The organism is Citrobacter sp. Cpo074, from assembly GCF_030332745.1.
GTDB classification, from domain to species: Bacteria; Pseudomonadota; Gammaproteobacteria; order Enterobacterales; family Enterobacteriaceae; genus Citrobacter; species Citrobacter portucalensis.
Window position 1 is genome coordinate 36,882 of the sequence record NZ_JAOWHG010000023.1, and the last position, 26,161, is coordinate 63,042.

The 26,161-nt window shown below is 52.7% G+C and carries 20 protein-coding genes and 1 pseudogene; 15 read left to right on the forward strand and 6 right to left on the reverse strand.

Annotated elements, in window-relative coordinates; translation table 11 throughout:
- Positions 1-20: 20 nt before the first annotated feature.
- Together satP and OGX83_RS01290 are read right to left on the reverse strand one after the other, a co-directional pair.
- Positions 21-587 carry an acetate uptake transporter gene (gene satP, locus OGX83_RS01285; RefSeq protein ID WP_003829744.1) on the reverse strand — a complete coding sequence of 189 codons (567 nt, stop codon included), beginning with the start codon at positions 585-587 and terminating at the stop codon, positions 21-23.
- 364 nt (positions 588-951) lie between these two features.
- Positions 952-1,356: a DUF2541 family protein gene (locus tag OGX83_RS01290; protein WP_057066993.1), complete on the reverse strand. Its 405-nt coding sequence runs from the start codon at positions 1,354-1,356 to the stop codon at positions 952-954.
- Between the two features lie 384 nt (positions 1,357-1,740).
- Here OGX83_RS01290 and dnaK point away from each other — a divergent pair, with 384 nt between their 5' ends.
- From dnaK to nhaR, 4 genes are all read left to right on the forward strand, one after another.
- A complete protein-coding gene (gene dnaK, locus OGX83_RS01295) occupies positions 1,741-3,663 on the forward strand; it encodes a molecular chaperone DnaK (protein WP_003829739.1) in 1,923 nt (640 codons plus the stop codon).
- 85 nt (positions 3,664-3,748) lie between these two features.
- The gene (gene dnaJ, locus OGX83_RS01300) at positions 3,749-4,882 is read left to right on the forward strand and encodes a molecular chaperone DnaJ (RefSeq protein ID WP_008786151.1); all 1,134 of its coding nucleotides are present in this window, start codon (positions 3,749-3,751) and stop codon (positions 4,880-4,882) included.
- 206 nt (positions 4,883-5,088) lie between these two features.
- Positions 5,089-6,255, forward strand: coding sequence for a Na+/H+ antiporter NhaA (gene nhaA, locus OGX83_RS01305; protein ID WP_137378059.1), 1,167 nt, complete (start codon positions 5,089-5,091; stop codon positions 6,253-6,255).
- Between the two features lie 38 nt (positions 6,256-6,293).
- Positions 6,294-7,187, forward strand: a complete 894-nt coding sequence (gene nhaR / locus OGX83_RS01310) for a transcriptional activator NhaR (RefSeq protein WP_032942332.1) — start codon at positions 6,294-6,296, stop codon at positions 7,185-7,187.
- Positions 7,188-7,241: 54 nt separating this feature from the next.
- On the opposite strand, the gene OGX83_RS01315 is transcribed toward nhaR, so the two are convergent.
- The 3 genes from OGX83_RS01315 to rpsT all read right to left on the reverse strand — a co-directional run bounded on the left by OGX83_RS01315 (position 7,242) and on the right by rpsT (position 11,418).
- On the reverse strand, positions 7,242-9,281 hold the full coding sequence (locus OGX83_RS01315; RefSeq protein ID WP_286587243.1) for a glycoside hydrolase family 31 protein: 2,040 nt from the start codon (positions 9,279-9,281) through the stop codon (positions 7,242-7,244).
- A gap of 43 nt (positions 9,282-9,324) precedes the next feature.
- Positions 9,325-10,695: an MFS transporter gene (locus OGX83_RS01320; RefSeq protein WP_186413753.1), complete on the reverse strand. Its 1,371-nt coding sequence runs from the start codon at positions 10,693-10,695 to the stop codon at positions 9,325-9,327.
- A 459-nt stretch (positions 10,696-11,154) separates the two neighbouring features.
- The gene (rpsT, locus tag OGX83_RS01325; RefSeq protein WP_003018940.1) at positions 11,155-11,418 is read right to left on the reverse strand and encodes a 30S ribosomal protein S20; all 264 of its coding nucleotides are present in this window, start codon (positions 11,416-11,418) and stop codon (positions 11,155-11,157) included.
- Between the two features lie 105 nt (positions 11,419-11,523).
- Here rpsT and OGX83_RS01330 point away from each other — a divergent pair.
- From OGX83_RS01330 to rihC, 7 genes and pseudogenes are all read left to right on the forward strand, one after another.
- Positions 11,524-11,739, forward strand: a pseudogene (locus OGX83_RS01330) (DUF2575 domain-containing protein).
- Between the two features lie 7 nt (positions 11,740-11,746).
- Positions 11,747-12,685, forward strand: a complete 939-nt coding sequence (gene ribF / locus OGX83_RS01335) for a bifunctional riboflavin kinase/FAD synthetase (protein ID WP_003829725.1) — start codon at positions 11,747-11,749, stop codon at positions 12,683-12,685.
- A 37-nt stretch (positions 12,686-12,722) separates the two neighbouring features.
- On the forward strand, positions 12,723-15,539 hold the full coding sequence (gene ileS, locus OGX83_RS01340) for an isoleucine--tRNA ligase (protein WP_003829724.1): 2,817 nt from the start codon (positions 12,723-12,725) through the stop codon (positions 15,537-15,539).
- Positions 15,539-16,036, forward strand: a complete 498-nt coding sequence (lspA, locus tag OGX83_RS01345; RefSeq protein ID WP_003018932.1) for a signal peptidase II — start codon at positions 15,539-15,541, stop codon at positions 16,034-16,036. The genes ileS and lspA overlap by 1 nt, the downstream gene beginning before the upstream one ends.
- Positions 16,037-16,153: 117 nt before the next feature.
- Positions 16,154-16,603 carry an FKBP-type peptidyl-prolyl cis-trans isomerase gene (gene fkpB / locus OGX83_RS01350; RefSeq protein ID WP_003018929.1) on the forward strand — a complete coding sequence of 150 codons (450 nt, stop codon included), beginning with the start codon at positions 16,154-16,156 and terminating at the stop codon, positions 16,601-16,603.
- A gap of 1 nt (position 16,604) precedes the next feature.
- Complete coding sequence (gene ispH, locus OGX83_RS01355; RefSeq protein ID WP_043018372.1) at positions 16,605-17,555, forward strand: 4-hydroxy-3-methylbut-2-enyl diphosphate reductase; 951 nt, start codon at positions 16,605-16,607, stop codon at positions 17,553-17,555.
- Between the two features lie 66 nt (positions 17,556-17,621).
- Entirely contained in the window at positions 17,622-18,536 is a 915-nt protein-coding gene (gene rihC / locus OGX83_RS01360; protein WP_286587244.1) for a ribonucleoside hydrolase RihC, read from the forward strand.
- Here rihC and OGX83_RS01365 read toward each other — a convergent pair whose 3' ends face one another.
- On the reverse strand, positions 18,537-19,445 hold the full coding sequence (locus OGX83_RS01365) for a LysR family transcriptional regulator (protein ID WP_032942336.1): 909 nt from the start codon (positions 19,443-19,445) through the stop codon (positions 18,537-18,539).
- 92 nt (positions 19,446-19,537) lie between these two features.
- Here OGX83_RS01365 and OGX83_RS01370 point away from each other — a divergent pair, with 92 nt between their 5' ends.
- The 4 genes from OGX83_RS01370 to carB all read left to right on the forward strand — a co-directional run bounded on the left by OGX83_RS01370 (position 19,538) and on the right by carB (position 26,106).
- The gene (locus tag OGX83_RS01370) at positions 19,538-20,170 is read left to right on the forward strand and encodes an alanyl-tRNA editing protein (protein ID WP_286587245.1); all 633 of its coding nucleotides are present in this window, start codon (positions 19,538-19,540) and stop codon (positions 20,168-20,170) included.
- A gap of 268 nt (positions 20,171-20,438) precedes the next feature.
- Entirely contained in the window at positions 20,439-21,260 is an 822-nt protein-coding gene (gene dapB, locus OGX83_RS01375; RefSeq protein WP_286587246.1) for a 4-hydroxy-tetrahydrodipicolinate reductase, read from the forward strand.
- Positions 21,261-21,715: 455 nt separating this feature from the next.
- Complete coding sequence (gene carA / locus OGX83_RS01380; RefSeq protein ID WP_003829709.1) at positions 21,716-22,864, forward strand: glutamine-hydrolyzing carbamoyl-phosphate synthase small subunit; 1,149 nt, start codon at positions 21,716-21,718, stop codon at positions 22,862-22,864.
- A 17-nt stretch (positions 22,865-22,881) separates the two neighbouring features.
- Positions 22,882-26,106 (forward strand): carbamoyl-phosphate synthase large subunit, encoded by a 3,225-nt coding sequence (gene carB, locus OGX83_RS01385; protein ID WP_286587247.1) that lies wholly within the window; start codon positions 22,882-22,884, stop codon positions 26,104-26,106.
- Positions 26,107-26,161: the final 55 nt, after the last annotated feature.

Below are 26,161 nucleotides of genomic sequence, written 5' to 3' on the forward strand. Positions count from 1 at the left end.
TTCGGGGGGATAGCCTCAGATTAGTGCGCTTCACCGATCGGCAGGATGGTACGGCCAAACTGTTCGTTCAGCACTTCACCCATCGCCAGGTAAATGGCGCTTGCGCCACACACTAAGCCAATCCAGCCAGCAACGTGAATGATCGCTTCGTTACCTGCAATGTTGCCGACCGCCAGCAGTGCGAACAGCACTGTCAGGCTCAGGAAGACAAACTGCAACGCGCGGTTAGCTTTCAGCGTGCCGAAGAACATGAACAGTGTGAACACGCCCCACAGACCCAGGTATACGCCCAGGAACTGACCATTGGTTGCATCCGCCAGGCCCATTTTCGGCATGATCAGGATTGCAACCAGCGTCAGCCAGAACGAACCGTAGGAGGTAAAGGCGGTTAAACCGAAGGTGTTGCCTTTTTTATATTCCAGCAGACCGGCAAATATTTGCGCGATACCGCCGTAGAAAATGCCCATCGCCAGAATAATAACGTCAAAGGCGAAGAAACCCGCGTTGTGCAGGTTAAGCAGAATGGTGGTCATGCCAAAGCCCATCAGGCCCAGCGGTGCCGGATTAGCCAACTTAGTGTTGCCCATAATTCCTCAAAATCATCATTGATTGAATGGTGAAATAGTTTCCCCAAATAACGATCACTGTCTTCGGGGCGCGGCATGATAATCAGGGGAGAGGGCACTGTCTATGATCTAACGAAGGGAAAATGAATTATTTTCCCTGTGATGGACATCACGCTTACGCGTGGTTGATCATTTTGCTAAGACAGACGATTTGAAGTGCCGCCGGGATCTGAGAGATTTGGTGGACGATCTGGTGAGAAATACCCATCGCCAGATTGCGCTGCGTCATGGGCGCGGCAGTGGTTATTCCAGTTCAAAGGCTTTCGCATCAACCGCGTGTCGGCCCCGCATGTTTTCTATGGCTTCTGAATCAAAATGTGCAGAATTAATCGTCGCCAATAACTTTCAGCGTTGCCATGTCAGAGGAGTTTACTGACTGGCCTGAGAAGGTGATTTTAGACACGCAACGTTTATTGTCGTTATCGCTATTAATAGTGATCCAATTAGTCGTTTGTCCCTCTTTAATGGATGACGGGACGTTCAGGCTTTGGCTGGAAGTGCGTACTGCTTTGAAGTAGACGGATGCGCCGTTAAGTTTAATATCGCCGCGATCGGCGGTGAGCTGAATGCGCTTCACTACCCGGCAAACGGGAATTCTCAGCGTGAGATCGTTGGTTGCGTTGCGGGGCATCGCAATCATACCCAGAACTTTATGATCGTTAGCGTGCGCGGCGCTGCTCAGCAGCAGGCCCATAAGCAGGCTGGTGGAAAGGGTTAACACGGATTTCATGGAATTTCTCTTTGACGGCTGTAAAAGTGTGTGACATCAGACCATCTTACCGCCGACGGGAAACCGTTTCATGGTCGTAATCTTTTCTTTTTATTACAATTTTCACATGAATGACCGTGCTGGTTTTGATTTGTTTTGTGAATTGATTTTGATTGGAAACTATTCGTTTTTTTGCCTTTCTGCCTTTTTACCTTAATTTTATCGCCACTGTGCTAAAAAAAATTTTCATGCCCCCCTTGATGACGTGGGTTACGACCCCATCTTGTAGACAACCGCAGTGGTGAGTCTGAAAAAAAACGATTCAGGGTAGTTGAAACCGCACGTTTCGCCCTTATTACAGATTCACAACCACATGATGACCGAATTTTTAGTGGAGACGTTTAGATGGGTAAAATTATTGGTATCGACCTGGGTACTACCAACTCTTGTGTAGCGATTATGGATGGCACTACTGCACGTGTGCTGGAGAACGCCGAGGGCGATCGCACCACGCCTTCTATCATTGCTTATACCCAGGATGGTGAAACTCTGGTTGGTCAGCCGGCTAAACGTCAGGCAGTGACAAACCCGCAAAACACCCTGTTTGCGATTAAACGCCTGATTGGCCGCCGCTTCCAGGACGAAGAAGTACAGCGTGATGAAGCCATCATGCCGTACAAAATCATCGGTGCTGACAACGGTGATGCATGGATTGACGTAAAAGGTCAGAAAATGGCACCGCCGCAGATTTCTGCTGAAGTGCTGAAAAAAATGAAGAAAACGGCTGAAGATTACCTGGGCGAACCGGTAACTGAAGCGGTTATCACCGTACCTGCATACTTCAACGATGCTCAGCGTCAGGCAACCAAAGATGCTGGCCGTATCGCAGGTCTGGAAGTAAAACGTATCATCAACGAACCGACCGCAGCGGCACTGGCTTACGGTCTGGATAAAGAAGTCGGCAACCGTACTATCGCGGTTTATGACCTCGGTGGTGGTACTTTCGATATCTCTATTATCGAAATCGACGAAGTTGACGGCGAAAAAACCTTCGAAGTTCTGGCAACCAACGGTGATACCCACCTGGGTGGTGAAGACTTCGACAGCCGTATGATCAACTACCTGGTTGACGAATTTAAGAAAGATCAGGGTATCGATCTGCGTAATGACCCGCTGGCGATGCAGCGTCTGAAAGAAGCCGCTGAGAAAGCGAAGATCGAACTGTCTTCCGCTCAGCAGACCGACGTGAACCTGCCGTACATTACTGCAGACGCGACTGGTCCGAAACACATGAACATCAAAGTGACCCGTGCGAAACTGGAAAGCCTGGTTGAAGACCTGGTTAACCGTTCTATCGAGCCGCTGAAAGTTGCTCTGCAGGATGCTGGTCTGTCTGTTTCCGACGTTCAGGACGTTATCCTGGTCGGTGGTCAGACTCGTATGCCGATGGTACAGAAGAAAGTTGCTGAGTTCTTCGGTAAAGAGCCGCGTAAAGACGTTAACCCGGACGAAGCAGTGGCAATCGGTGCTGCCGTTCAGGGTGGTGTATTGACCGGTGATGTGAAAGACGTGCTGCTGCTGGACGTTACCCCGCTGTCTCTGGGTATCGAAACCATGGGTGGCGTGATGACTCCACTGATCGCGAAAAACACCACTATCCCGACCAAGCACAGCCAGGTGTTCTCTACCGCTGAAGACAACCAGTCTGCGGTAACCATCCACGTGCTGCAGGGTGAACGTAAACGCGCCGCTGATAACAAAGATCTGGGTCAGTTTAACCTGGATGGTATCAGCCCGGCTCCGCGCGGTATGCCGCAGATCGAAGTTACTTTTGACATCGATGCCGATGGTATCCTGCACGTTTCCGCGAAAGACAAAAACAGCGGTAAAGAGCAGAAGATCACCATCAAGGCTTCTTCTGGTCTGAACGAAGAAGAAATTCAGAAAATGGTTCGCGAAGCAGAAGCGAACGCAGAATCTGACCGTAAGTTTGAAGAGCTGGTTCAGACTCGTAACCAGGGTGACCATCTGCTGCACAGCACTCGTAAGCAGGTTGAAGAAGCAGGCGACAAACTGCCGGCTGACGACAAAACTGCCATCGAGTCTGCACTGACCGCACTGGAAACTTCTCTGAAAGGCGAAGACAAAGCGGATATCGAAGCGAAAATGCAGGCGCTGGCACAGGTTTCCCAGAAACTGATGGAAATCGCTCAGCAGCAGCACGCACAGCAGCAGGCTGGTGCAGCAGGCGCTGATGCTTCTGCAAACAACGCGAAAGATGACGACGTTGTCGACGCCGAGTTTGAAGAAGTGAAAGACAAAAAATAATCGCCCTTTGAACGGGTAATTACTGGCACGGGCGAAGAGGTTTCCTCTCCGCCCGTGCACGCATGTTAGGGGCAGATAAAAAGAGATGGCTAAGCAAGACTATTACGAGATTTTAGGCGTTTCCAAATCAGCGGAAGAGCGTGAAATCAAAAAGGCCTACAAGCGCCTGGCCATGAAATATCACCCGGACCGCAACCAGGGTGATAAAGAGGCCGAAGCCAAGTTTAAAGAGATCAAAGAAGCGTACGAAATCCTGACCGATGCGCAAAAACGTGCGGCTTACGATCAGTACGGTCATGCTGCGTTTGAGCAAGGCGGCATGGGCGGCGGCGGCGGTTTTGGCGGCGGGGCTGACTTCAGCGATATCTTTGGTGACGTGTTTGGCGATATCTTTGGCGGCGGTCGTGGTCGTCAGCGCGCCTCACGTGGTGCTGATTTACGTTACAACATGGATCTCACTCTGGAAGAAGCCGTGCGTGGCGTCACCAAAGAGATCCGTATTCCGACTCTGGAAGAGTGTGACGTCTGCCACGGTAGCGGTGCGAAGGCAGGTACTCAGCCACAGACCTGTCCAACCTGTCACGGTTCTGGTCAGGTACAGATGCGTCAGGGCTTTTTTGCCGTACAGCAGACCTGTCCACACTGTCAGGGCCGCGGTACGCTGATCAAAGATCCGTGCAACAAATGCCACGGTCATGGTCGCGTTGAGAAAAGCAAAACGCTGTCCGTTAAGATCCCTGCAGGGGTTGATACCGGCGACCGCATTCGTTTAGCGGGCGAAGGTGAAGCCGGTGAACATGGTGCGCCAGCAGGTGATTTGTACGTTCAGGTGCAGGTAAAACAGCACCCAATTTTCGAACGTGAAGGCAATAACCTGTACTGCGAAGTACCGATTAACTTTGCGATGGCTGCGCTGGGCGGCGAGATTGAAGTCCCGACGCTGGATGGTCGCGTGAAGCTAAAAATTCCGGGCGAAACGCAAACTGGCAAACTTTTCCGCATGCGTGGAAAGGGCGTCAAGTCTGTACGCGGTGGCGCTCAGGGCGACCTGCTGTGCCGCGTGGTGGTTGAAACCCCAGTTGGCCTGAACGACAAGCAGAAGCAACTGCTGAAAGATTTGCAGGACAGCTTTGGCGGCCCGACCGGCGAACAAAACAGTCCGCGCTCCAAAAGTTTCTTCGACGGTGTGAAGAAGTTTTTTGACGATCTGACGCGCTAATTCGCAGTTTTATCTCGAATAAAAAGCCTGGGACTGAAAAGTCTCAGGCTTTTTTATTTCTGTTTTCCGCTCGGAAAATCTTCATCGGCTTTCTCTGTATAGATCGTAAAAACCGATCTATCAATCACAAATAATCTAATTTTAACGAGCTTTTTGAGGGTGTAAGATAGTATTTACGAAGTATTCACCCAATAGAGAGAATAAAAGTGAAACATCTGCATCGTTTTTTTAGTAGTGACGCCTCGGGGGGCATCATTCTGATCATCGCAGCCGTGGTCGCTATGCTGATGGCAAATATCGGGGTTACCAGTGGATGGTACCACGCCTTTTTGGAAACGCCCGTTCAACTGCGGGTTGGCGCGCTTGAGATCAACAAAAATATGCTGCTGTGGATCAACGACGCGTTGATGGCGGTGTTCTTCCTGTTGATTGGTCTGGAAGTAAAGCGCGAGTTAATGCAAGGTTCGCTGGCCAGTCTGCGTCAGGCGGCGTTCCCGATCATTGCTGCAATCGGGGGCATGATTGTCCCGGCGCTGCTGTACCTGGCATTCAACTATGCCGATCCCATCACCCGTGAAGGGTGGGCGATCCCGGCGGCAACGGATATCGCTTTTGCGTTAGGTGTGCTGGCGTTGTTGGGCAGTCGTGTACCACTGGCGTTGAAAATCTTCCTGATGGCGCTGGCGATTATTGATGACCTCGGCGCTATCGTAATCATCGCACTGTTCTATACCAGCGATCTCTCGCTGCTGTCGCTGGGCGTTGCTGCGTGCGCAATCCTTGTTTTGGCAGGATTGAATCTGTGCGGAGTGAGACGCACCGGTATTTATATTCTGGTCGGCGTGGTGCTGTGGACTGCCGTACTGAAGTCTGGCGTGCATGCAACGCTGGCGGGCGTGATCGTGGGCTTCTTCATTCCATTGAAGGAAAAACACGGGCGTTCACCGGCGAAGCGACTGGAGCATGTTCTGCATCCATGGGTGGCATACCTGATCCTGCCACTGTTTGCTTTCGCCAACGCGGGCGTTTCACTGCAGGGCGTCACTATTGATGGACTGACCTCGGTGTTACCGCTGGGGATCATTGCGGGTTTGTTGATCGGTAAGCCGTTGGGTATCAGTCTGTTTTGCTGGCTGGCGTTACGCCTCAAGGTGGCGCAATTGCCGGAAGGAACGAATTTCCAGCAGATTATGGCGGTCGGTATTCTTTGCGGCATTGGCTTTACGATGTCGATTTTTATTGCCAGCCTGGCGTTTGGCAACGTCGATCCTGAGCTGATTAACTGGGCAAAACTGGGGATCCTGATCGGCTCCTTGTTGTCGGCAGTGATAGGTTACTGCTGGTTACGTGCCCGGTTGAACGCATCAGCCTGACGGGATAACCCTTTCGTGACAATTTTCAGGGAGAGAGTATGTCTCATATAAATTACAACCATCTGTACTACTTTTGGCATGTCTATAAAGAAGGGTCAGTGGTTGGTGCAGCAGAAGCGCTTTATCTGACACCGCAGACCATTACCGGGCAGATTAAAGCGCTTGAGGAACGCTTACAGGGAAAATTGTTTAAGCGGAAGGGGCGTGGGCTGGAGCCCAGTGAGTTAGGCGAATTGGTTTTTCGTTACGCGGATAAGATGTTCACCTTAAGCCAGGAAATGCTGGATATCGTGAACTACCGCAAAGAGTCTAATTTGCTGTTCGATGTCGGCGTGGCGGATGCGCTATCGAAGCAGTTGGTCAGCAGCGTACTGGATGCCGCTGTGGTTGAAGATGAACAAATCCATCTGCGTTGTTTTGAGTCAACGCACGAGATGCTGTTGGATCAACTCAGCCAGCATAAGCTGGATATGATTATCTCCGACTGTCCGATTGATTCTACGCAGCAGGAAGGGTTGTTCTCAGTGCGGATAGGCGAGTGCAGCGTGAGTTTTTGGTGCACCAAACCGCTGCCTGAAAAACCATTCCCGGCCTGCCTTGAGGAACGTCGGTTGCTGATCCCTGGACGTCGTTCGATGCTCGGACGTAAGCTGCTGAACTGGATCAACTCACAAGGATTGAATGTCGAAATCCTCGGCGAATTTGATGACGCTGCGCTGATGAAAGCGTTTGGGGCAACGCATAATGCTATTTTTGTTGCACCTACTCTGTATTCGCACAATTTCTATGCTGATGATTCTATTGTTGAAATTGGACGCGTAGAAAATGTGATGGAAGAGTATCACGCCATATTTGCGGAAAGAATGATCCAGCATCCGGCGGTGCAGCGTATTTGCAATGCGGACTACTCGGCATTGTTCAAGCCACAGTAGACATACTTACCGTAATACTTCCGGCTGCGGTACTCACCCGCAGCCGGTTTCATGCTATAGCCTCAATAAGCTACGATACTGCCCACCTTCGCGGATAAATACCGGAATTCTGTTCAATGGCGCGGCATAGTGCAACGTTTGCCCTCCCGAATAACTCTCGCCGGTCGTAAGATCCGTCCATGTTTCCCCTTCCGGTAGCCAGACATCACGTTCGCGCATACCTTCATGCATTACGGGGGCAATCAGCAGGTCAGGACCAAAACAGTACTGGTCGGTGATTGCCCAACTTGTTTCCTGTTCGGGGAAATCAAAAAACAGGGGGCGCATCACTGGCGTATTGTACTTATGGGTTTCCTCCATCAGCGCTTTGATATAGGGCTTCAGTTTCTCTCGCAACGCCAGGCAACCCGTCAGTACGTCGCACACGTCCTCACCGTAGCTCCAGACTTCGTTCGGTGCACCGGTAGGACACTGGGCGATACCATCCCGGTACGGTTGTTCCGGTAAAATCTGCGGATCGCGGTTGCCGTGCAGACGCATCACCGGGCTAAATACGCCCCACTGGAACCAGCGGATCAGCAGTTCATGGAAATGTGGGTCGTGAATATTACCGCCATGAAAACCACCGATATCCGTCGTCCACCACGGGATCCCCGCGATTCCCATATTGAGTCCGGCGGCACACTGGTTGCGTAGCGATCTAAACGAGGAGTGAATATCACCTGACCAGACCAGTGCGCCATACTTTTGACTGCCGGCCCAGGCGCAGCGTAGCAGGTTGATAACCTTGTCTTCACCATCGGCTTTCATACCATCAAAAAAGGTTTTGGCGTACATTCGCGGGTAGATATTGCCCACTTCCAGTAGCGGCCCGGCATGGTAGCGATAGTTGTCATAGTCATAAACGCTGAACTCAGGTTCGGCTTCGTCTAACCAGAATAGCTTCACGCCTTTATCATAATAGTTGCGTTTGGCTTTGCCCCAGACGTAGTCCCGCGCACCCGGATGGGTAGCATCAAAGAAAGTGGTGTTGCCGAGGAAATCCATATTGATCGGCAAGCCACGTTCCGTTTGTACCAGCCAGCCGTTTTCGCGCATCTCCCGATAGCTTTCGGTGCGGTTATCCACCGTCGGCCAGACGGAGACCATCAGCTCAATTCCCAGCGATTTCAGCTCGGCAATCATGGCATCAGGATCGGGCCAGTCTCGTGCATCGAACATCCAGTCACCCTGATTCGGCCAGTGAAAGAAGTCGATAACGATCACCGAGATAGGCAGATTGCGGCGCTTATATTCGCGGGCAACCTCCAGCAGCTCTTCCTGCGTCCGATAGCGGAGTTTGCACTGCCAGAAGCCCATGGCGTAGTCCGGCATCATCGGCGGTGTGCCGGTAGCCAGCGCGTAAGCCCGGCTAATTTCTGCCGGGGTATCGCCAGCCGTGATCCAGTAGTCCAGCTGTTCGCTGACCTGTGCTTCCCATTCGGTAACGTTGTGGGCAAAGGTTACGCGCCCGACTGCCGGGTTGTTCCATAAAAATCCGTAGCCCAGACTGGAGAGCATAAACGGTACTGAGGCCTGGGAGTTACGTTGCGCCAGCTCAAGAACGCATCCTTTGAGATCCAGGTTAGCCTGTTGATACTGCCCCATACCATAAATTTTTTCCCCTTCGGTGGCTTCGAAGCGGGCTTTAAGTGAATATTTCCCACCCTGAATAGGTCGGAATTCGCGCCCTTCAAGGTTGAGTGCGCTGACGTACTGGCCGTGAGAAGATTCATCCTCGCCAATTTCGCCCCGCAAGCGCCAGAACTCCTGCAACAGAGGTTTGTGTGGATGACGGTAAAAGGTAACTTGTCCTTTTTGATTGACGATAGCGATAATTTTGCCGTTGGTCAGCGTCGCCTGGTGTTGCTCATAATCAATGTGGCAGTGGCTTTCTGCGACTGGCTCAGTCAATGCCCAGTCTTCATTTCTCATTACCGGCAGATGACGGCCACTGCGTACGCGCAGGCTGTTCTCGCCCCAGGGTTCAATCCATAAATAGCGATCGTTTTGCTGCCAGACCAGGCGACGCGGGTCATGTTGCATAAATGGCATGGTGGTGCCTCCCATATTTCGAGGGTGAAGGTAAAGATCGTTTTTAATTGATGGTTTCCAGATCGTGGCGAATCTTCTCTTCCATCGCTTCGTATTTACGAAAGAAAAGTAGTGGGATCGCTGCGAGCGCGAAGAGTAGGGCGGGTGCCCAGATAAAGGCCCAGGTAATTCCCTCCAGACCCGCAGCACTCTGGGCATGGTTGGGGACATAGCCAAAACTGTTCATGATCCAGGCAGCGAAAGCGGTACCGAGGCCACTACCCATCTTGATGCAGAAGGTGCTGCCGAAGGCGATAAGAATGCCGGTAGCCTTAATACCCGTCTTCCATGCGCCGAAGTCGACTGCGAAGCCCAGCATGGCAAACGGCATTGAGCAGGCGATACCGCTGCCGATATTGCCGAGTACCCAGGCGGCGATGAGAAAAGGAATGTTGTCCGCTGCCAGCCACATCATGATGCCGCCAAGCGTGGCGACCAGCAGACCGCCTACCCATATCCATGTTTTAGCCAGGTATTTGCTAAAGAAGGGGATAGCGATGATAAACAGGATCTGAATTGTCGCCAGGCTATTAATCAGCGGAACCAGATCTTTGCGGTCGAGATTGTAGGTCAGATAGTAGACAATCGTTGTGGAGCGTTGTTGTAGGGCAATCCAGAAGATCAGGTTTGCCAGCACCATCAGGATCCATGGCCAGTTGCCTTTCATTGCCGCAAAACTCTTTTTCATCGGCAATTTAGGTTCTTGCTGTATTTTATCCGTATCCATTTCACGGATATTTTTAAAGGCGAAAAGCGTTAGCGAACAGGATATTACGGCAAATATAATCGCCGTATAAATAAAACCCGCATGATCATTTCCGTTACCTAAAAAAGCAACTAACGGCAGTGCAGTCGCATTCATTAATAAAACCCCAATCTGCCCACCGGTCATTCGCCAGGAATTTAAAACCAGTCTTTCCTTAGGCGATAAGGTCATCAGAGGTAATATTGCACTGAGCGGTGTATTAAGTCCGGTAAATAGAATGCTAGCAATCATATAAGATATTGCTGCATAGATAGCTTTTCCGGTCATACTGATATCAGGAGACCAAAATGACAGGGCGCTGAATACGGCAAAAGGTAATGGCAACCATAAAAACCAGGGGCGGCATTTACCGTAACGCGAACGCGTTTTATCGATGATGATCCCCCATATGGGGGCGTCTATGCCATCGACAATACGTGCCAGCAGCAGGATGACGCCTGCTACGGCGAGGCTAATACCTGCAACGTCTGTGTAGAAATATAAAATGTAAGTTGAACCGAAACAATACAGCAGATTACCCGCCACATCCAAAGAGCCGTAGCTAATACGCTGTAGTAAAGATAATGATGTTGACCCGCATGACTGGGTATCCTCAATAACAGAACTCATAATAATAACTCCGATACTGGAACGATACGCCCAGAAAAACAGCTTCTACTTTCCAAGCAAGTTTTAAATATTATTTTTTATGTCGTTACTGAATTTAACCTCAGATTAAAATGAGTGAGTAAGGTGTACATGAAAAGTAGTTAACCTTACCGCAGCAATCAATTATCAAATCTTACATCAGGATTGCGTTTATTCGTTTTTGAATGAACGATGTTTCTATTTGCTAAGGTGGTCACAGTTTTTTTAATAATGAAATAAAAAAAGGAAAACAGTGAAAGAAAATAACTTTCACGTATTACGCGACGCGACTGAGGAAGGGATAGCTGAAAAAACAGGCTGGTCAGGAAGAGCGTGAACGAGCGAGAACAACATCAGTGGCTAAAGAGAAAAACGTCAGATAGCAGGCATAAAAAAACCCGCTTGCGCGGGTTTTTTCACAAAGCGACAACAAGCAGGCGATTAAGCCAGTTTGTTGATCTGTGCAGTCAGGTTTGCTTTATGACGTGCAGCTTTGTTTTTGTGGATCAGACCTTTAGCAGCCTGACGGTCCACGATTGGTTGCATTTCGTTAAATGCTTTCAGTGCAGTAGCTTTGTCGCCAGCTTCGATAGCTGCGTATACTTTCTTGATGAAAGTACGCATCATAGAGCGACGGCTAGCGTTGTGCTTGCGGGCCTTTTCAGACTGAACGGCGCGCTTCTTAGCTGATTTGATATTAGCCAAGGTCCAACTCCCAAATGTGTTCTATATGGACAATTCAAAGGCCGAGGAATATGCCCTTTTAGCCTTCTTTTGTCAATGGATTTGTGCAAATAAGCGCCGTTTAAATTGCAGCACTCGTTGCGTAGTGATGGCGCAGGATTCTACCAGCTTGCGTGGCGTGAATACAGCTTTTCCACGAGAAAAATTGCATTGGCGTGCCCATGAAGGTCTGCAATTTGTTTCATAACAATGAAAACAATCCTCTTTCTGTTTCGTAGAAACAATCGCCGGTTAACGTTGACCGCGGTACAGGGTATACTTTCACGATTTTCACTGTTTTGAGCCAGACATGAAGCTGATACGAGGCATACATAATCTCAGTCAGGCCCCGCATGGGTGTGTGCTGACTATTGGTAATTTCGACGGCGTGCACCGTGGCCACCGTGCGTTGCTGCAGGGTTTACGGGAAGAAGGGCGCAAACGCAATTTACCGGTGATGGTGATGATTTTCGAGCCGCAGCCGCTGGAGCTGTTTGCGACCGACAAGTCACCTGCGCGCCTCACTCGCCTGCGCGAAAAACTGCGTTATCTGGCGGAATGCGGCGTGGACTACGTGCTGTGCGTGCGTTTTGACAGGCGCTTTGCGGCATTAACGGCGCAGACCTTCATCAGCGATCTGCTGGTTAAGCGCCTTGGTGTACAATTTCTTGCCGTTGGTGATGATTTCCGCTTTGGCGCTAGCCGTGCGGGCGATTTCTTGTTATTACAGGAAGCGGGCGCTGAGTATGGTTTTGATATCACCAGCACCCAAACCTTCTGCGAAGGCGGTGTGCGCATTAGCAGCACCGCGGTACGTCAGGCGCTGGCAGAAGATAACCTGCAACTGGCCGAAAGCCTGCTTGGGCATCCTTTTACTATCTCAGGACGTGTCGTTCACGGTGATGAATTAGGGCGCACCATCGGTTTTCCGACAGCAAACTTACCGCTGCGTCGCCAGGTTTCTCCGGTGAAAGGGGTTTATGCAGTTGAAGTGATGGGACTGGGCGATAAACCGTTGCCCGGCGTCGCCAACATCGGCACCCGCCCGACGGTAGCAGGCGTACGCCAACAGTTGGAAGTGCATCTATTGGACGTTGTAATGGACCTGTATGGTCGCCATATAGATGTAGTACTGCGTAAAAAAATACGCAGCGAACAGCGATTTGCCTCGCTGGATGAACTAAAAGCGCAGATTGCGCGTGATGAGTTGACTGCCCGTGAATTTTTTGGGCTAACAAAACCGGCTTAATGCCTATACGAGTTTTAAATACGGAACCGAGAATCTGATGAGTGACTATAAATCAACCCTGAATTTGCCGGAAACAGGGTTCCCGATGCGCGGCGATCTCGCCAAGCGCGAACCGGGAATGCTGGCGCGTTGGACTGATGATGACCTGTACGGCATCATTCGTGCGGCCAAAAAAGGCAAAAAAACCTTCATTCTGCATGATGGCCCTCCTTATGCGAATGGCAGCATTCATATTGGTCACTCGGTTAACAAGATTCTGAAAGACATTATCGTGAAGTCCAAAGGACTCACGGGTTATGACTCGCCTTACGTTCCGGGCTGGGACTGCCACGGTCTGCCGATCGAGCTGAAAGTAGAGCAGGAATACGGCAAACCGGGCGAGAAGTTTACCGCCGCTGAGTTCCGTGCCAAGTGCCGCGAATACGCAGCGACCCAGGTTGACGGTCAGCGTAAAGACTTTATCCGTCTTGGCGTACTGGGCGACTGGTCGCATCCGTACCTGACCATGGACTTCAAAACCGAAGCCAACATCATTCGTGCGCTGGGTAAAATCATCGGTAACGGTCACCTGCACAAAGGTGCGAAGCCGGTGCACTGGTGCGTTGACTGCCGTTCCGCGCTGGCGGAAGCGGAAGTTGAGTATTATGACAAAACCTCCCCGTCCATCGACGTGGCGTTCCACGCCGCCGATCAGGATGCGGTGAAAGCGAAATTTGGCGTTTCTGACGTCAACGGCCCGATCTCTCTGGTTATCTGGACCACTACCCCGTGGACGTTACCGGCGAACCGCGCAATCTCTCTGGCACCTGATTTTGACTATGCGCTGGTGCAGATTGACGGCCAGGCTGTGATTCTGGCGAAAGATCTGGTTGAAAGTGTTATGCAGCGTATTGGCGCGGCTGAATACACCATTCTCGGCACCGTTAAAGGCGCTGAGCTGGAACTGCTGCGCTTTACCCATCCGTTTATGGGCTTTGATGTGCCGGCTATCCTTGGCGATCACGTTACGCTGGATGCGGGTACCGGTGCGGTTCATACCGCTGGCGGTCACGGTCCGGATGACTACGTCATCAGCCAGAAATACGGTCTGGAAATCGCTAACCCGGTTGGCCCGGACGGCGCATACCTGGCGGGTACCTATCCGGATCTGGACGGCGTGAACGTCTTTAAAGCCAACGACAAAATTGTTGCGCTGCTGAGCGAAAAAGGTGCGCTGCTGCACGTTGAGAAGATGCAGCACAGCTACCCATGCTGCTGGCGTCACAAGTCACCGATCATCTTCCGTGCGACGCCGCAGTGGTTCGTCAGCATGGATCAGAAAGGCCTGCGCGCGCAGTCCCTGAAAGAGATCAAAGGCGTGCAGTGGATCCCGGACTGGGGCCAGGCGCGTATTGAATCGATGGTTGCTAACCGTCCTGACTGGTGTATCTCCCGTCAGCGTACGTGGGGTGTGCCGATGTCTCTGTTTGTTCACAAAGACACCGAAGAGCTGCATCCGCGCGCTATCGAACTGATGGAAGAAGTGGCTAAACGCGTTGAAGTTGACGGCATCCAGGCGTGGTGGGATCTCGATCCGAAAGATATCCTCGGCGACGAAGCTGACCAGTATGTCAAAGTCCCGGATACGCTGGACGTGTGGTTCGACTCTGGTTCAACCCACTCCTCCGTCGTGGACGTGCGTCCTGAGTTTGCAGGCCATGCGGCCGATATGTATCTGGAAGGCTCTGACCAGCACCGTGGCTGGTTCATGTCATCTCTGATGATCTCCACCGCCATGAAAGGCAAAGCACCTTATCGCCAGGTACTGACTCACGGTTTCACCGTTGATGGTCAGGGCCGTAAGATGTCCAAGTCTATCGGTAACACCGTTTCTCCGCAGGATGTGATGAACAAACTGGGCGCGGATATTCTGCGTCTGTGGGTGGCTTCAACCGACTATACCGGTGAAATGGCCGTTTCTGACGAAATTCTGAAACGTGCTGCCGACAGCTATCGTCGTATCCGTAACACCGCGCGCTTCCTGCTGGCGAACCTGAACGGGTTCGATCCGGTTAAAGACATGGTGAAACCGGAAGAGATGGTGGTTCTGGACAGGTGGGCGGTAGGTTGTGCGCAAGCGGCGCAGGATGAAATCCTGAAAGCCTATGAAGCCTATGACTTCCACGAAGTGGTACAGCGCCTGATGCGCTTCTGCTCCGTCGAAATGGGTTCGTTCTACCTCGACATCATCAAAGACCGTCAGTACACCGCGAAAGCGGACAGCGTGGCGCGTCGTAGCTGCCAGACAGCGCTGTTCCATATCGCTGAAGCGCTGGTTCGTTGGATGGCGCCGATCATGTCCTTCACCGCCGATGAAATCTGGGGCTACCTGCCGGGCGATCGTGAGAAGTATGTCTTTACCGGTGAATGGTACGAAGGTCTGTTTGGCTTAGGCGAAACCGAAGCGATGAACGATGCCTTCTGGGACGAGCTGTTGAAAGTGCGTGGTGAAGTGAACAAAGTCATCGAACAGGCGCGTGCGGATAAGAAAGTCGGTGGTTCTCTGGAGGCTGCAGTGACCCTGTACGCTGAACCTGAGCTGGCGGCGAAACTGACCGCGCTGGGCGAAGAGTTGCGTTTTGTACTGCTGACCTCTGGTGCGACGGTTGCGGATTATGCGGCTGCTCCTGCTGATGCTCAGCAGAGCGAACTGCTCAAAGGTCTGAAAATCGTACTGAGCAAAGCCGAAGGTGAGAAATGCCCGCGCTGCTGGCATTACACTACCGACGTCGGCCAGGTGGCGGAACATGCAGATATCTGCGGACGCTGTGTCAGCAACATCGCCGGTGATGGCGAACAACGTAAGTTTGCCTGATGAGTAAGCCTCTTTGTTCAACAGGACTACGCTGGCTGTGGCTGGTGGTAGTCGTGCTGATTATCGATTTAGGCAGCAAATACCTGATCCTCCAGAACTTTGCTCTGGGGGATACGGTGTCGCTGTTTCCGTCGCTTAATCTGCACTACGCGCGTAACTATGGTGCGGCGTTTAGCTTCTTAGCCGACAGCGGCGGCTGGCAACGTTGGTTCTTTGCCGGCATCGCCATCGGTATTTGCGTCATCCTGATGGTGATGATGTATCGCTCGAAGGCGACCCAGAAGCTGAACAACATCGCGTATGCGTTAATCATTGGCGGTGCACTGGGCAACTTGTTCGACCGCCTGTGGCACGGATTCGTGGTTGATATGATTGACTTTTACGTCGGCGACTGGCATTTCGCGACCTTCAATCTGGCCGATACTGCTATCTGTATCGGCGCGGCATTGATTGTTCTCGAAGGCTTCCTGCCGTCGAAAGAGAAAAAAGCCGCATAAAAAAATGCCGGATGGCGCTATGCTAATCCGGCCTACAATATACTGCGATCCTTGTTGGCCCGGTAAGCGTATCGCCACCGGGCAAACAGGCGGCAGCAATTTTAAAGAGCAACCTGCATGTCTAAATCAGTACAGAGTAACAGTGCGGTGCTGGTGCACTTCACCCTTAAGCTCGACGATGGCTCAACCGCAGAGTCAACCCGCAATAACGGCAAGCCTGCGCTGTTTCGCCTGGGCGACGGTTCTCTGTCTGAAGGACTGGAACAACACCTGCTGGGGCTAAAAGAAGGTGATAAAACCACTTTTGCTCTGGAACCGGATGCCGCCTTTGGCGTGTCAAGTCCGGACTTAATTCAGTATTTCTCGCGTCGGGAGTTTATGGACGCGGGCGAGCCAGAAATTGGCGCTATCATGCTCTTTACCGCAATGGACGGCAGTGAGATGCCTGGCGTGATCCGCGAAATCAACGGTGACTCGATCACGGTAGATTTCAACCATCCGCTGGCCGGGCATACCGTTCATTTTGATATTGAAGTGCTGGAAGTCGAACCGGCACTGGAGGCGTAAAATGCAGATCCTGTTGGCCAACCCGCGCGGTTTTTGCGCTGGCGTAGACCGCGCTATCAGCATTGTGGAAAACGCGCTGGCTATTTACGGCGCGCCGATTTATGTCCGTCATGAAGTGGTGCATAACCGCTATGTGGTGGATAGCCTGCGCGAGCGCGGCGCTATTTTTATCGAGCAAATCAGCGAAGTGCCGGATGGCGCGATCCTGATTTTCTCCGCTCATGGCGTATCTCAGGCGGTACGTAACGAGGCCAAAGGCCGTGACCTCACGGTTTTTGATGCGACCTGCCCGCTGGTAACGAAAGTGCATATGGAAGTTGCCCGCGCCAGCCGTCGCGGTGAAGAGTCGATTCTTATCGGCCACGCTGGTCACCCGGAAGTCGAAGGCACAATGGGCCAGTACAGCAACCCGCAAGGGGGAATGTATCTGGTTGAATCACCGGAAGATGTGCTGAAACTGGACGTCAAAAATGAAGGCAAATTATCCTTCATGACGCAGACAACGCTTTCCGTTGACGACACTTCTGACGTCATTGACGCGCTGCGCCAACGCTTCCCGAAAATTGTCGGGCCGCGCAAAGACGATATCTGTTATGCCACCACCAACCGTCAGGAAGCGGTTCGCGCGCTGGCGGAACAGGCTGATGTTGTGCTGGTGGTCGGCTCGAAAAACTCCTCTAACTCCAACCGTCTGGCTGAACTGGCCCAGCGAATGGGGAAAGCAGCGTATTTGATTGACGATGCGACCGACATCCAGGAAGCGTGGGTGAAAGAAGCTACGTGCGTAGGCGTGACGGCCGGAGCCTCGGCGCCGGATATCCTGGTGCAAAACGTGATTGCTCGTCTGCAAGAGCTTGGCGGTGGAGAAGCTATTCCGCTGGAAGGCCGTGAAGAAAACATTGTTTTCGAAGTACCGAAAGAGCTGCGTGTGGATGTTCGTGAAGTAGAGTAAGTCTTTCCGGTTACGATTATGAGAAGATGCCAGACTTAACGTCTGGCATTTTTTTATGGAGAAACCATGCGCTTACCGATCATTCTTGATACCGATCCCGGCATTGATGATGCCGCCGCTATTGCCGCCGCGCTGTTTGCCCCTGAGCTGGATCTGCAACTAATGACCACGGTAGCAGGCAATGTGTCGGTGGAAAAAACCACCCGTAATGCGTTGCAACTGCTGCACTTCTGGAATGCGGATGTTCCGCTAGCGCAGGGAGCATCAATGCCGCTGGTGCGGCCGCTGCGTGATGCCGCTTCCGTGCACGGCGAGTCCGGTATGGAAGGGTATGAATTTGTCGAACATGACCGCCAGGCGATGGCAAAACCCGCCTTCCAGGCGATTCGCGATGCGCTGATGCATGCCCCGCAGCCCGTGACGCTGGTGGCAATTGGCCCGCTGACCAACATTGCGCTGCTGCTGACCCATTATCCTGAATGCGTATTTAACATTCACCGTCTGGTGATTATGGGCGGCTCTGCCGGGCGCGGGAACTTCACACCCAACGCCGAGTTTAATATTGCTATCGATCCCGAGGCCGCCGCGAAAGTCTTCCAGAGCGGGCTGGAGATTGTGATGTGTGGGCTGGATGTCACTAATCAGGCTATGCTTGCCCCGGACTATCTGGCGACGCTCCCCCAACTTAACCAGACGGGGAAAATGCTGCATGCGCTGTTTAGCCATTACCGTAGCGGCAGTATGAATACGGGGCTGCGAATGCACGATCTGTGTGCCATTGCCTGGCTGGTGCGCCCGGAACTGTTTACCCTGCAGCCGTGTTTCGTGGCGGTTGAAACCCAGGGCGAATATACCTCGGGTACGACGGTGGTGGACATCGAAGGACGCTTGGGGCATCCGGCAAATGCGCAGGTTGCGCTGGGCCTGGACGTTGAAGGTTTCCAGCAGTGGGTGGCAGAGGTATTTGCCCGCGCGCTGTAATCAGGTGTTGTGCAACGGCACCTTCTCGCTGAGATAATCAATCATCGCCCGCATTCTGGCGGGCATATGTTGATTGCGCGTCCATAGCAGCCACAGTTCCCCGCTGTAGTCGCTGATAAATTCCCATTCTGGCAGTACCTGGACAATCTCGCCATTGGCGAGTGCCTCGCTGGCGGTGAACAGTGGCAGGCTGCCGATTCCCAGATCCTTTTTTACCGCGTCCAGGCGTACACCGGTGTGGTTGGCGGCGTAGCGGCCATGAGTCTGAATAGTCTCCATGCGCTCACCGCGTCGAAACTTCCAACGTGAATCCGCAGGTGTCTCGCCAAGACTGATACAGCTATGCTCGCGCAGTGCCTGCGGGTGCTCGGGCGTACCGTGCTTGCGTAAGTATTCGGGGGTTGCGCATATCACATGGCTGACCGGCATCAGCGGTTTCCCGTACAGGCCCGGGGAGGGCGACTGACTGATGCGCAGTGCAAGGTCGACGCCGTCGTCGATTAAATCCATATACCGGTCTTCCAGCCGAAGGCAGACGTCCACTTGCGGGTAGCGCGTAAAGAATTCGGCCATCAGTGGATGAATGACAAATCGCCCCACCGCTTTCGGCACGCTGAGGGTCAGTTGCCCTTGCGCGATGGTTTGTCGACTGCTGCCTGAGTCGACAGCCATTTGTGCCGCATGCAGCATTTCCTGCGCGTGTGCATACACAATTTTGCCCGTTTCGCTGAGCGCCAGCTTGCGCGTCGTACGGTGCAGCAACTTACTGCCCAACGCCTTCTCGAGGCGTGAAGCGCTGCGGCTAATAGCGGAAGGCGTAGCACCCGAGGCTTTGGCGGCGGCGGAGAAGCTCCCCTGGTCGATAATCAACACAAAGGTGGCAAGGTCGGGAAGAAGATTAGGGTTCATTTGTGCGTACCAGGCAAAGATGCATTGAACCAGCGCAGGATTATCGACGTCAGTAAAGTGAATATACTCTTCCCATCAAGAGGAGAGCAATCATGACTGAACGTCTTTATTACACCAGCGATAACACTGAAGGCCAGGCTAACTTACTGAGTTGCTCGGCTGAGCCGGATGGACGGTACGCGGTGGTACTGGATAGAACCCTTTTTCACCCGCAGGGAGGCGGGCAGCCTGCGGATGCGGGCTGGATTGAAGATGAGCGGGTTGAAACAGTCCTCGCGCGCGGTGACGATGTGGTGCACATCGTGGCAAAACCGCTCCTCCCCGGTATCGTGAACCTGCGTGTGGATATCGCGTTGCGTCAACTGCACGCCCGCCTGCACTCGGCAGGACATCTTATCGGCCTGGCGGGTACAGCGTTTGGCTGGCTCCCGGTGAAAGCACATCATTGGCCCAATGAGGGGCGCATTACTTTCGCCGCCGGTGAAAACGGCACGTTACCGGATACGCTATCGTTGCAGGAGAAAATCAACGCCTGGCAGGCAGACAATCTCGCCAGACAAGTGACATTCACCGACGGGTTGCGGCAGGTTGGATTTGGTCATCTCCTCGCTTATCCCTGCGGAGGGACGCATGTTGCCCATCTCTCTGAGATTGGACCGGTGACGATTACTCAGGTGAAGATGAAAAAAGGGCAAATGATCGTCAACTACACGCTCGTGCCATAAAACCACACTCGCGAAAATATCTACGCAGACTGGCTGATTTCTGCTCGTATTTCCGTCGTTTTCCCATCATTTTGCGCCATACTGAGTAAGTTTGACTTCTTTCCTGTGATCCAGCAATGATTCATCCTGCGGGATGAATCATGTCTTTTACTGATATTCCCCTCTGTTTATCATTAAATTCTAATTATGGGTGTTTTCAGCTAGCGGCCTCCGGGCGCGCTGGTTACTCTGAAAACGGTTTACGCAATTTTTATAAAAGAGAATAGCTATGCATGAAGCACAAATCCGTGTCGCCATTGCCGGCGCCGGTGGCCGCATGGGACGGCAGTTAATCCAGGCCGCCATGGCGATGGAAGGTGTTCAATTGGGTGCCGCGTTAGAGCGCGAAGGCTCGTCCTTACTGGGAAGCGATGCCGGAGAGTTAGCGGGAGCCGGGAAAACGGGCGTTACCGTGCAAAGCAGTCTTGAAGCGGTGAAAGATGATTTCGATGTTTTCATCGATTTTACCCGCCCGGAAGGCACGCTGGCGCATCTGGCGTTTTGCCGCCAGCACGGTAAAGGGATGGTGATTGGCACCACCGGCTTTGATGACGCAGGTAAACAGGCTATTCGCGATGCCGCGCAGGAGATTGCTATCGTTTTCGCCGCGAACTTTAGCGTTGGCGTCAATGTCATGCTTAAGCTGCTGGAGAAGGCGGCGAAAGTGATGGGTGATTACACCGATATTGAGATTATTGAAGCCCACCACCGCCATAAAGTGGATGCGCCGTCAGGCACTGCGCTGGCGATGGGCGAGGCGATTGCCGGGGCGCTGGATAAAGATTTAAAAGAATGCGCGGTCTATTCGCGTGAAGGTTACACCGGCGAGCGCGTACCGGGCACGATCGGTTTTGCCACGGTGCGGGCGGGGGATATCGTCGGTGAGCATACCGCGATGTTTGCCGATATTGGCGAGCGTATAGAGATCACGCATAAAGCGTCCAGCCGTATGACCTTTGCCAATGGCGCAGTGCGATCGGCGATTTGGCTGAAATCAAAGTCAAATGGTCTTTTTGATATGAAAGATGTGCTTAATTTACGCAGTTTATAGCTTTCATTACCCTTCGTGATGTGGTTATTGTAATCATAATTATTTGATTACATAGGGCAATATTTTATTGCCCTTTTATTTTTCACTTTTTGGTGTATTTTTTCTTTAAGATTAGTGTTTTTATATGTTTTGTTGGGTGTTTGTGTTATCTCAATGTAAATTTTGACCAAATGGTCCACTTTTTTCTCTCTTGCATTCTGTTTTTACACTCTTTGCCTACCGCAAGCGTTTTCTACCCTGAGTTAGCTGATCTTTTTGCCTGTTAAATCGTGTGTTTTATCCCAGTGGCGCAAAATAATAATAAAAAAAGCCCTTTTGGGTAGACTTTTGTGTGAGCTATCTCTAGAATGCCGCCGTTTGCCAGAAATCCATAGGTAAGCAAATTTGCATTGATTCATGAGGTGTTAATGAATTAATATGCAAATAAAGTGAGTGAATATTCTCTGGAGGGTGTTTTGATTAAGTCAGCGCTATTGGTTCTGGAAGACGGAACCCAGTTTCACGGTCGGGCCATAGGGGCAACAGGTTCGGCGGTTGGGGAAGTCGTTTTCAATACTTCAATGACCGGTTATCAAGAAATCCTCACTGATCCTTCCTATTCCCGCCAAATCGTCACTCTTACTTATCCTCATATCGGTAATGTCGGCACCAATGAAGCCGATGCAGAATCTTCTCAGGTACATGCGCAAGGCCTGGTCATCCGCGACCTGCCGCTGATTGCCAGCAACTTCCGCGATACTGAAGACCTCTCTTCTTACCTCAAGCGCCATAACATTGTGGCGATTGCTGATATCGATACCCGTAAGCTGACGCGTTTGCTGCGTGAAAAGGGCGCACAGAACGGCTGCATCATCGCGGGCGATAACCCGGATGCGGCGCTGGCACTGGAAAAAGCAAAAGCTTTCCCAGGCCTGAACGGTATGGATCTGGCGAAAGAAGTGACCACCGCGGAGCCTTATAGTTGGACGCAGGGGAGCTGGACGCTAGCCGGTGACCTGCCGGAAGCGAAATCTGCCGATGAAATGCCGTTCCACGTTGTGGCTTACGATTTCGGCGCCAAACGTAACATTCTGCGTATGTTAGCGGACCGCGGCTGCCGCCTGACGGTTGTACCGGCGAAAACCTCAGCAGAAGACGTTCTGAAGATGAATCCGGACGGTATTTTCCTGTCCAACGGTCCTGGCGACCCGGCACCGTGCGACTACGCAATTACCGCGATTCAGAAATTCCTCGAAACCGATATTCCGGTATTTGGCATCTGCCTCGGCCATCAGCTGCTGGCGCTGGCGAGCGGTGCGAAGACCATTAAGATGAAGTTTGGCCACCACGGCGGTAACCATCCGGTAAAAGATATTGATAACAATACCGTGATGATTACCGCACAGAACCACGGTTTTGCTGTAGATGAAGCTTCCATGCCTGCCAACCTGCGCGTGACCCACAAGTCACTGTTCGACGGCACCTTGCAGGGGATTCATCGTACCGACAAACCGGCGTTCAGCTTCCAGGGACACCCTGAAGCGAGTCCGGGTCCGCACGACGCTGCACCGTTGTTCGACCACTTTATCGAGTTAATTGAGCAATACCGTCAGTCCGCGAAATAATCAGGAGTAAAAGAGCCATGCCAAAACGTACAGACATAAAAAGTATCCTGATTCTGGGCGCGGGTCCGATTGTTATCGGTCAGGCGTGTGAGTTTGACTATTCCGGTGCGCAGGCGTGTAAAGCCCTGCGTGAAGAGGGTTACCGCGTTATTCTGGTGAACTCCAACCCGGCAACCATCATGACCGACCCGGAAATGGCCGATGCCACCTACATCGAGCCGATTCACTGGGAAGTGGTGCGCAAAATTATTGAGAAAGAACGCCCGGATGCGGTGCTGCCAACCATGGGCGGTCAGACAGCGCTGAACTGTGCGCTGGAACTGGAACGCCAGGGCGTACTGGCTGAGTTCGGCGTGACCATGATTGGCGCAACGGCGGATGCCATTGATAAAGCGGAAGACCGTCGTCGCTTCGATATCGCGATGAAGAAGATTGGTCTCGACACCGCACGTTCAGGCATCGCTCACACCATGGAAGAAGCGCTGGCGGTTGCCGCTGACGTTGGCTTCCCGTGCATTATCCGCCCTAGCTTCACCATGGGCGGCACCGGTGGCGGTATCGCCTATAACCGCGAAGAGTTCGAAGAAATCTGCGAACGCGGTCTGGATCTTTCCCCAACCAACGAGCTGCTGATTGATGAATCACTGATTGGCTGGAAAGAGTACGAGATGGAAGTGGTGCGTGATAAAAACGACAACTGCATCATCGTTTGCTCCATCGAAAACTTCGACGCGATGGGCATCCATACCGGTGACTCCATCACCGTAGCACCTGCCCAGACGCTGACCGACAAAGAATATCAAATCATGCGTAACGCCTCGATGGCGGTACTGCGTGAAATCGGCGTAGAAACCGGCGGTTCTAACGTCCAGTTTGCGGTAAACCCGAAAAACGGTCGCCTGATTGTCATCGAAATGAACCCTCGCGTATCCCGCTCCTCGGCGCTGGCGTCCAAAGCTACCGGCTTCCCGATTGCGAAAGTCGCTGCCAAGCTGGCCGTAGGTTACACCCTCGACGAACTGATGAACGACATCACCGGTGGCCGTACACCGGCCTCGTTTGAACCGTCCATCGACTACGTTGTGACCAAAATTCCACGCTTCAACTTCGAGAAATTCGTTGGTGCTAACGACCGTCTGACCACGCAGATGAAATCTGTCGGTGAAGTGATGGCGATTGGCCGCACCCAGCAGGAATCGCTGCAGAAAGCGCTGCGCGGTCTGGAAGTGGGCGCGACCGGCTTCGACCCGAAAGTAAGCCTCGACGATCCGGAAGCATTGACCAAAATCCGCCGCGAGCTGAAAGACGCGGGCGCTGAGCGTATCTGGTACATCGCCGATGCCTTCCGTGCTGGCCTGTCCGTCGATGGCGTGTTCAATCTGACCAACATCGACCGCTGGTTCCTGGTGCAGATTGAAGAGCTGATACGTCTGGAAGAAAAAGTCACCGACCTTGGCATCAACGGCCTCGACGCTGACTTCCTGCGCGTACTGAAGCGCAAAGGCTTCGCCGATGCGCGTCTGGCGAAACTGGCCGGCGTTCGCGAAGCGGAAATCCGCAAACTGCGCGACCAGTACAATCTGCACCCGGTCTACAAACGCGTGGATACCTGTGCGGCAGAATTTGCCACCGACACCGCTTACATGTACTCCACCTATGAAGATGAGTGCGAAGCGAACCCGTCCGTTGACCGCGATAAAATCATGGTGCTGGGCGGTGGTCCAAACCGTATCGGTCAGGGTATTGAGTTTGACTACTGCTGCGTACACGCCTCGCTGGCGCTGCGCGAAGACGGTTACGAGACCATCATGGTCAACTGTAACCCGGAAACCGTTTCAACTGATTACGACACCTCTGACCGCCTGTACTTCGAACCGGTCACGCTGGAAGACGTACTGGAAATCGTTCGTATCGAGAAGCCGAAAGGCGTCATCGTACAGTACGGCGGACAGACCCCGCTGAAGCTGGCACGTGCGCTGGAAGCGGCAGGTGTACCGGTTATCGGTACCAGCCCGGATGCCATCGACCGCGCGGAAGACCGCGAGCGTTTCCAGCAGGCGGTTGACCGTCTGAAGCTGAAACAGCCGGCGAACGCTACCGTAACGGCTATCGAACAGGCTGTTGAGAAGGCGAAAGAGATTGGCTACCCGCTGGTAGTGCGTCCGTCGTATGTTCTCGGTGGTCGCGCGATGGAAATCGTCTACGATGAAGCCGACCTGCGTCGCTACTTCCAGACCGCAGTCAGCGTTTCTAACGATGCGCCGGTACTGCTGGACCGTTTCCTTGATGACGCGGTTGAAGTGGACGTGGACGCTATCTGCGACGGTGAAATGGTGCTGATTGGCGGCATCATGGAGCATATCGAACAGGCGGGCGTGCACTCCGGTGACTCCGCATGTTCTCTGCCTGCTTACACCCTGAGCCAGGAAATTCAGGATGTGATGCGCCAACAGGTGCAGAAACTGGCCTTCGAACTGCAGGTTCGCGGTCTGATGAACGTCCAGTTTGCGGTGAAGAATAACGAAGTTTACCTGATTGAAGTGAACCCGCGTGCGGCACGTACCGTTCCGTTCGTCTCCAAGGCAACTGGTGTACCGCTGGCGAAAGTCGCGGCGCGCGTGATGGCCGGGAAAACGCTGGCACAGCAGGGCGTAACCAAAGAAGTAATCCCTCCGTACTACTCGGTAAAAGAAGTGGTGCTGCCGTTCAACAAATTCCCGGGCGTTGACCCGCTGTTAGGGCCAGAAATGCGCTCTACCGGGGAAGTGATGGGCGTGGGCCGTACCTTCGCGGAAGCGTTCGCCAAGGCACAGCTGGGCAGCAGCTCCACCATGAAAAAACAGGGTCGTGCGCTGCTCTCCGTTCGCGAAGGCGATAAAGAGCGCGTGGTTGACCTGGCAGCGAAACTGCTGAAGTTTGGCTTCGAGCTGGATGCGACGCACGGGACCGCGATTGTTCTGGGTGAAGCGGGTATCAATCCACGTCTGGTGAACAAGGTGCATGAAGGTCGTCCGCACATTCAGGACCGTATCAAGAATGGCGAGTACACCTATATCATCAACACCACCGAAGGTCGTCAGGCGATTGAAGACTCCAAGCTTATTCGCCGCAGCGCGCTGCAGTACAAAGTGCATTATGACACTACGCTGAACGGCGGTTTCGCCACAGCGATGGCGTTGAATGCCGATGCCACCGAGAAGGTAACCTCGGTGCAGGAAATGCACGCGCAGATCAAAAAGTAATAAACAAAAGGTCCGGTGAATATTGCTCTAACCGGATCTGTAATATAATTTTGAA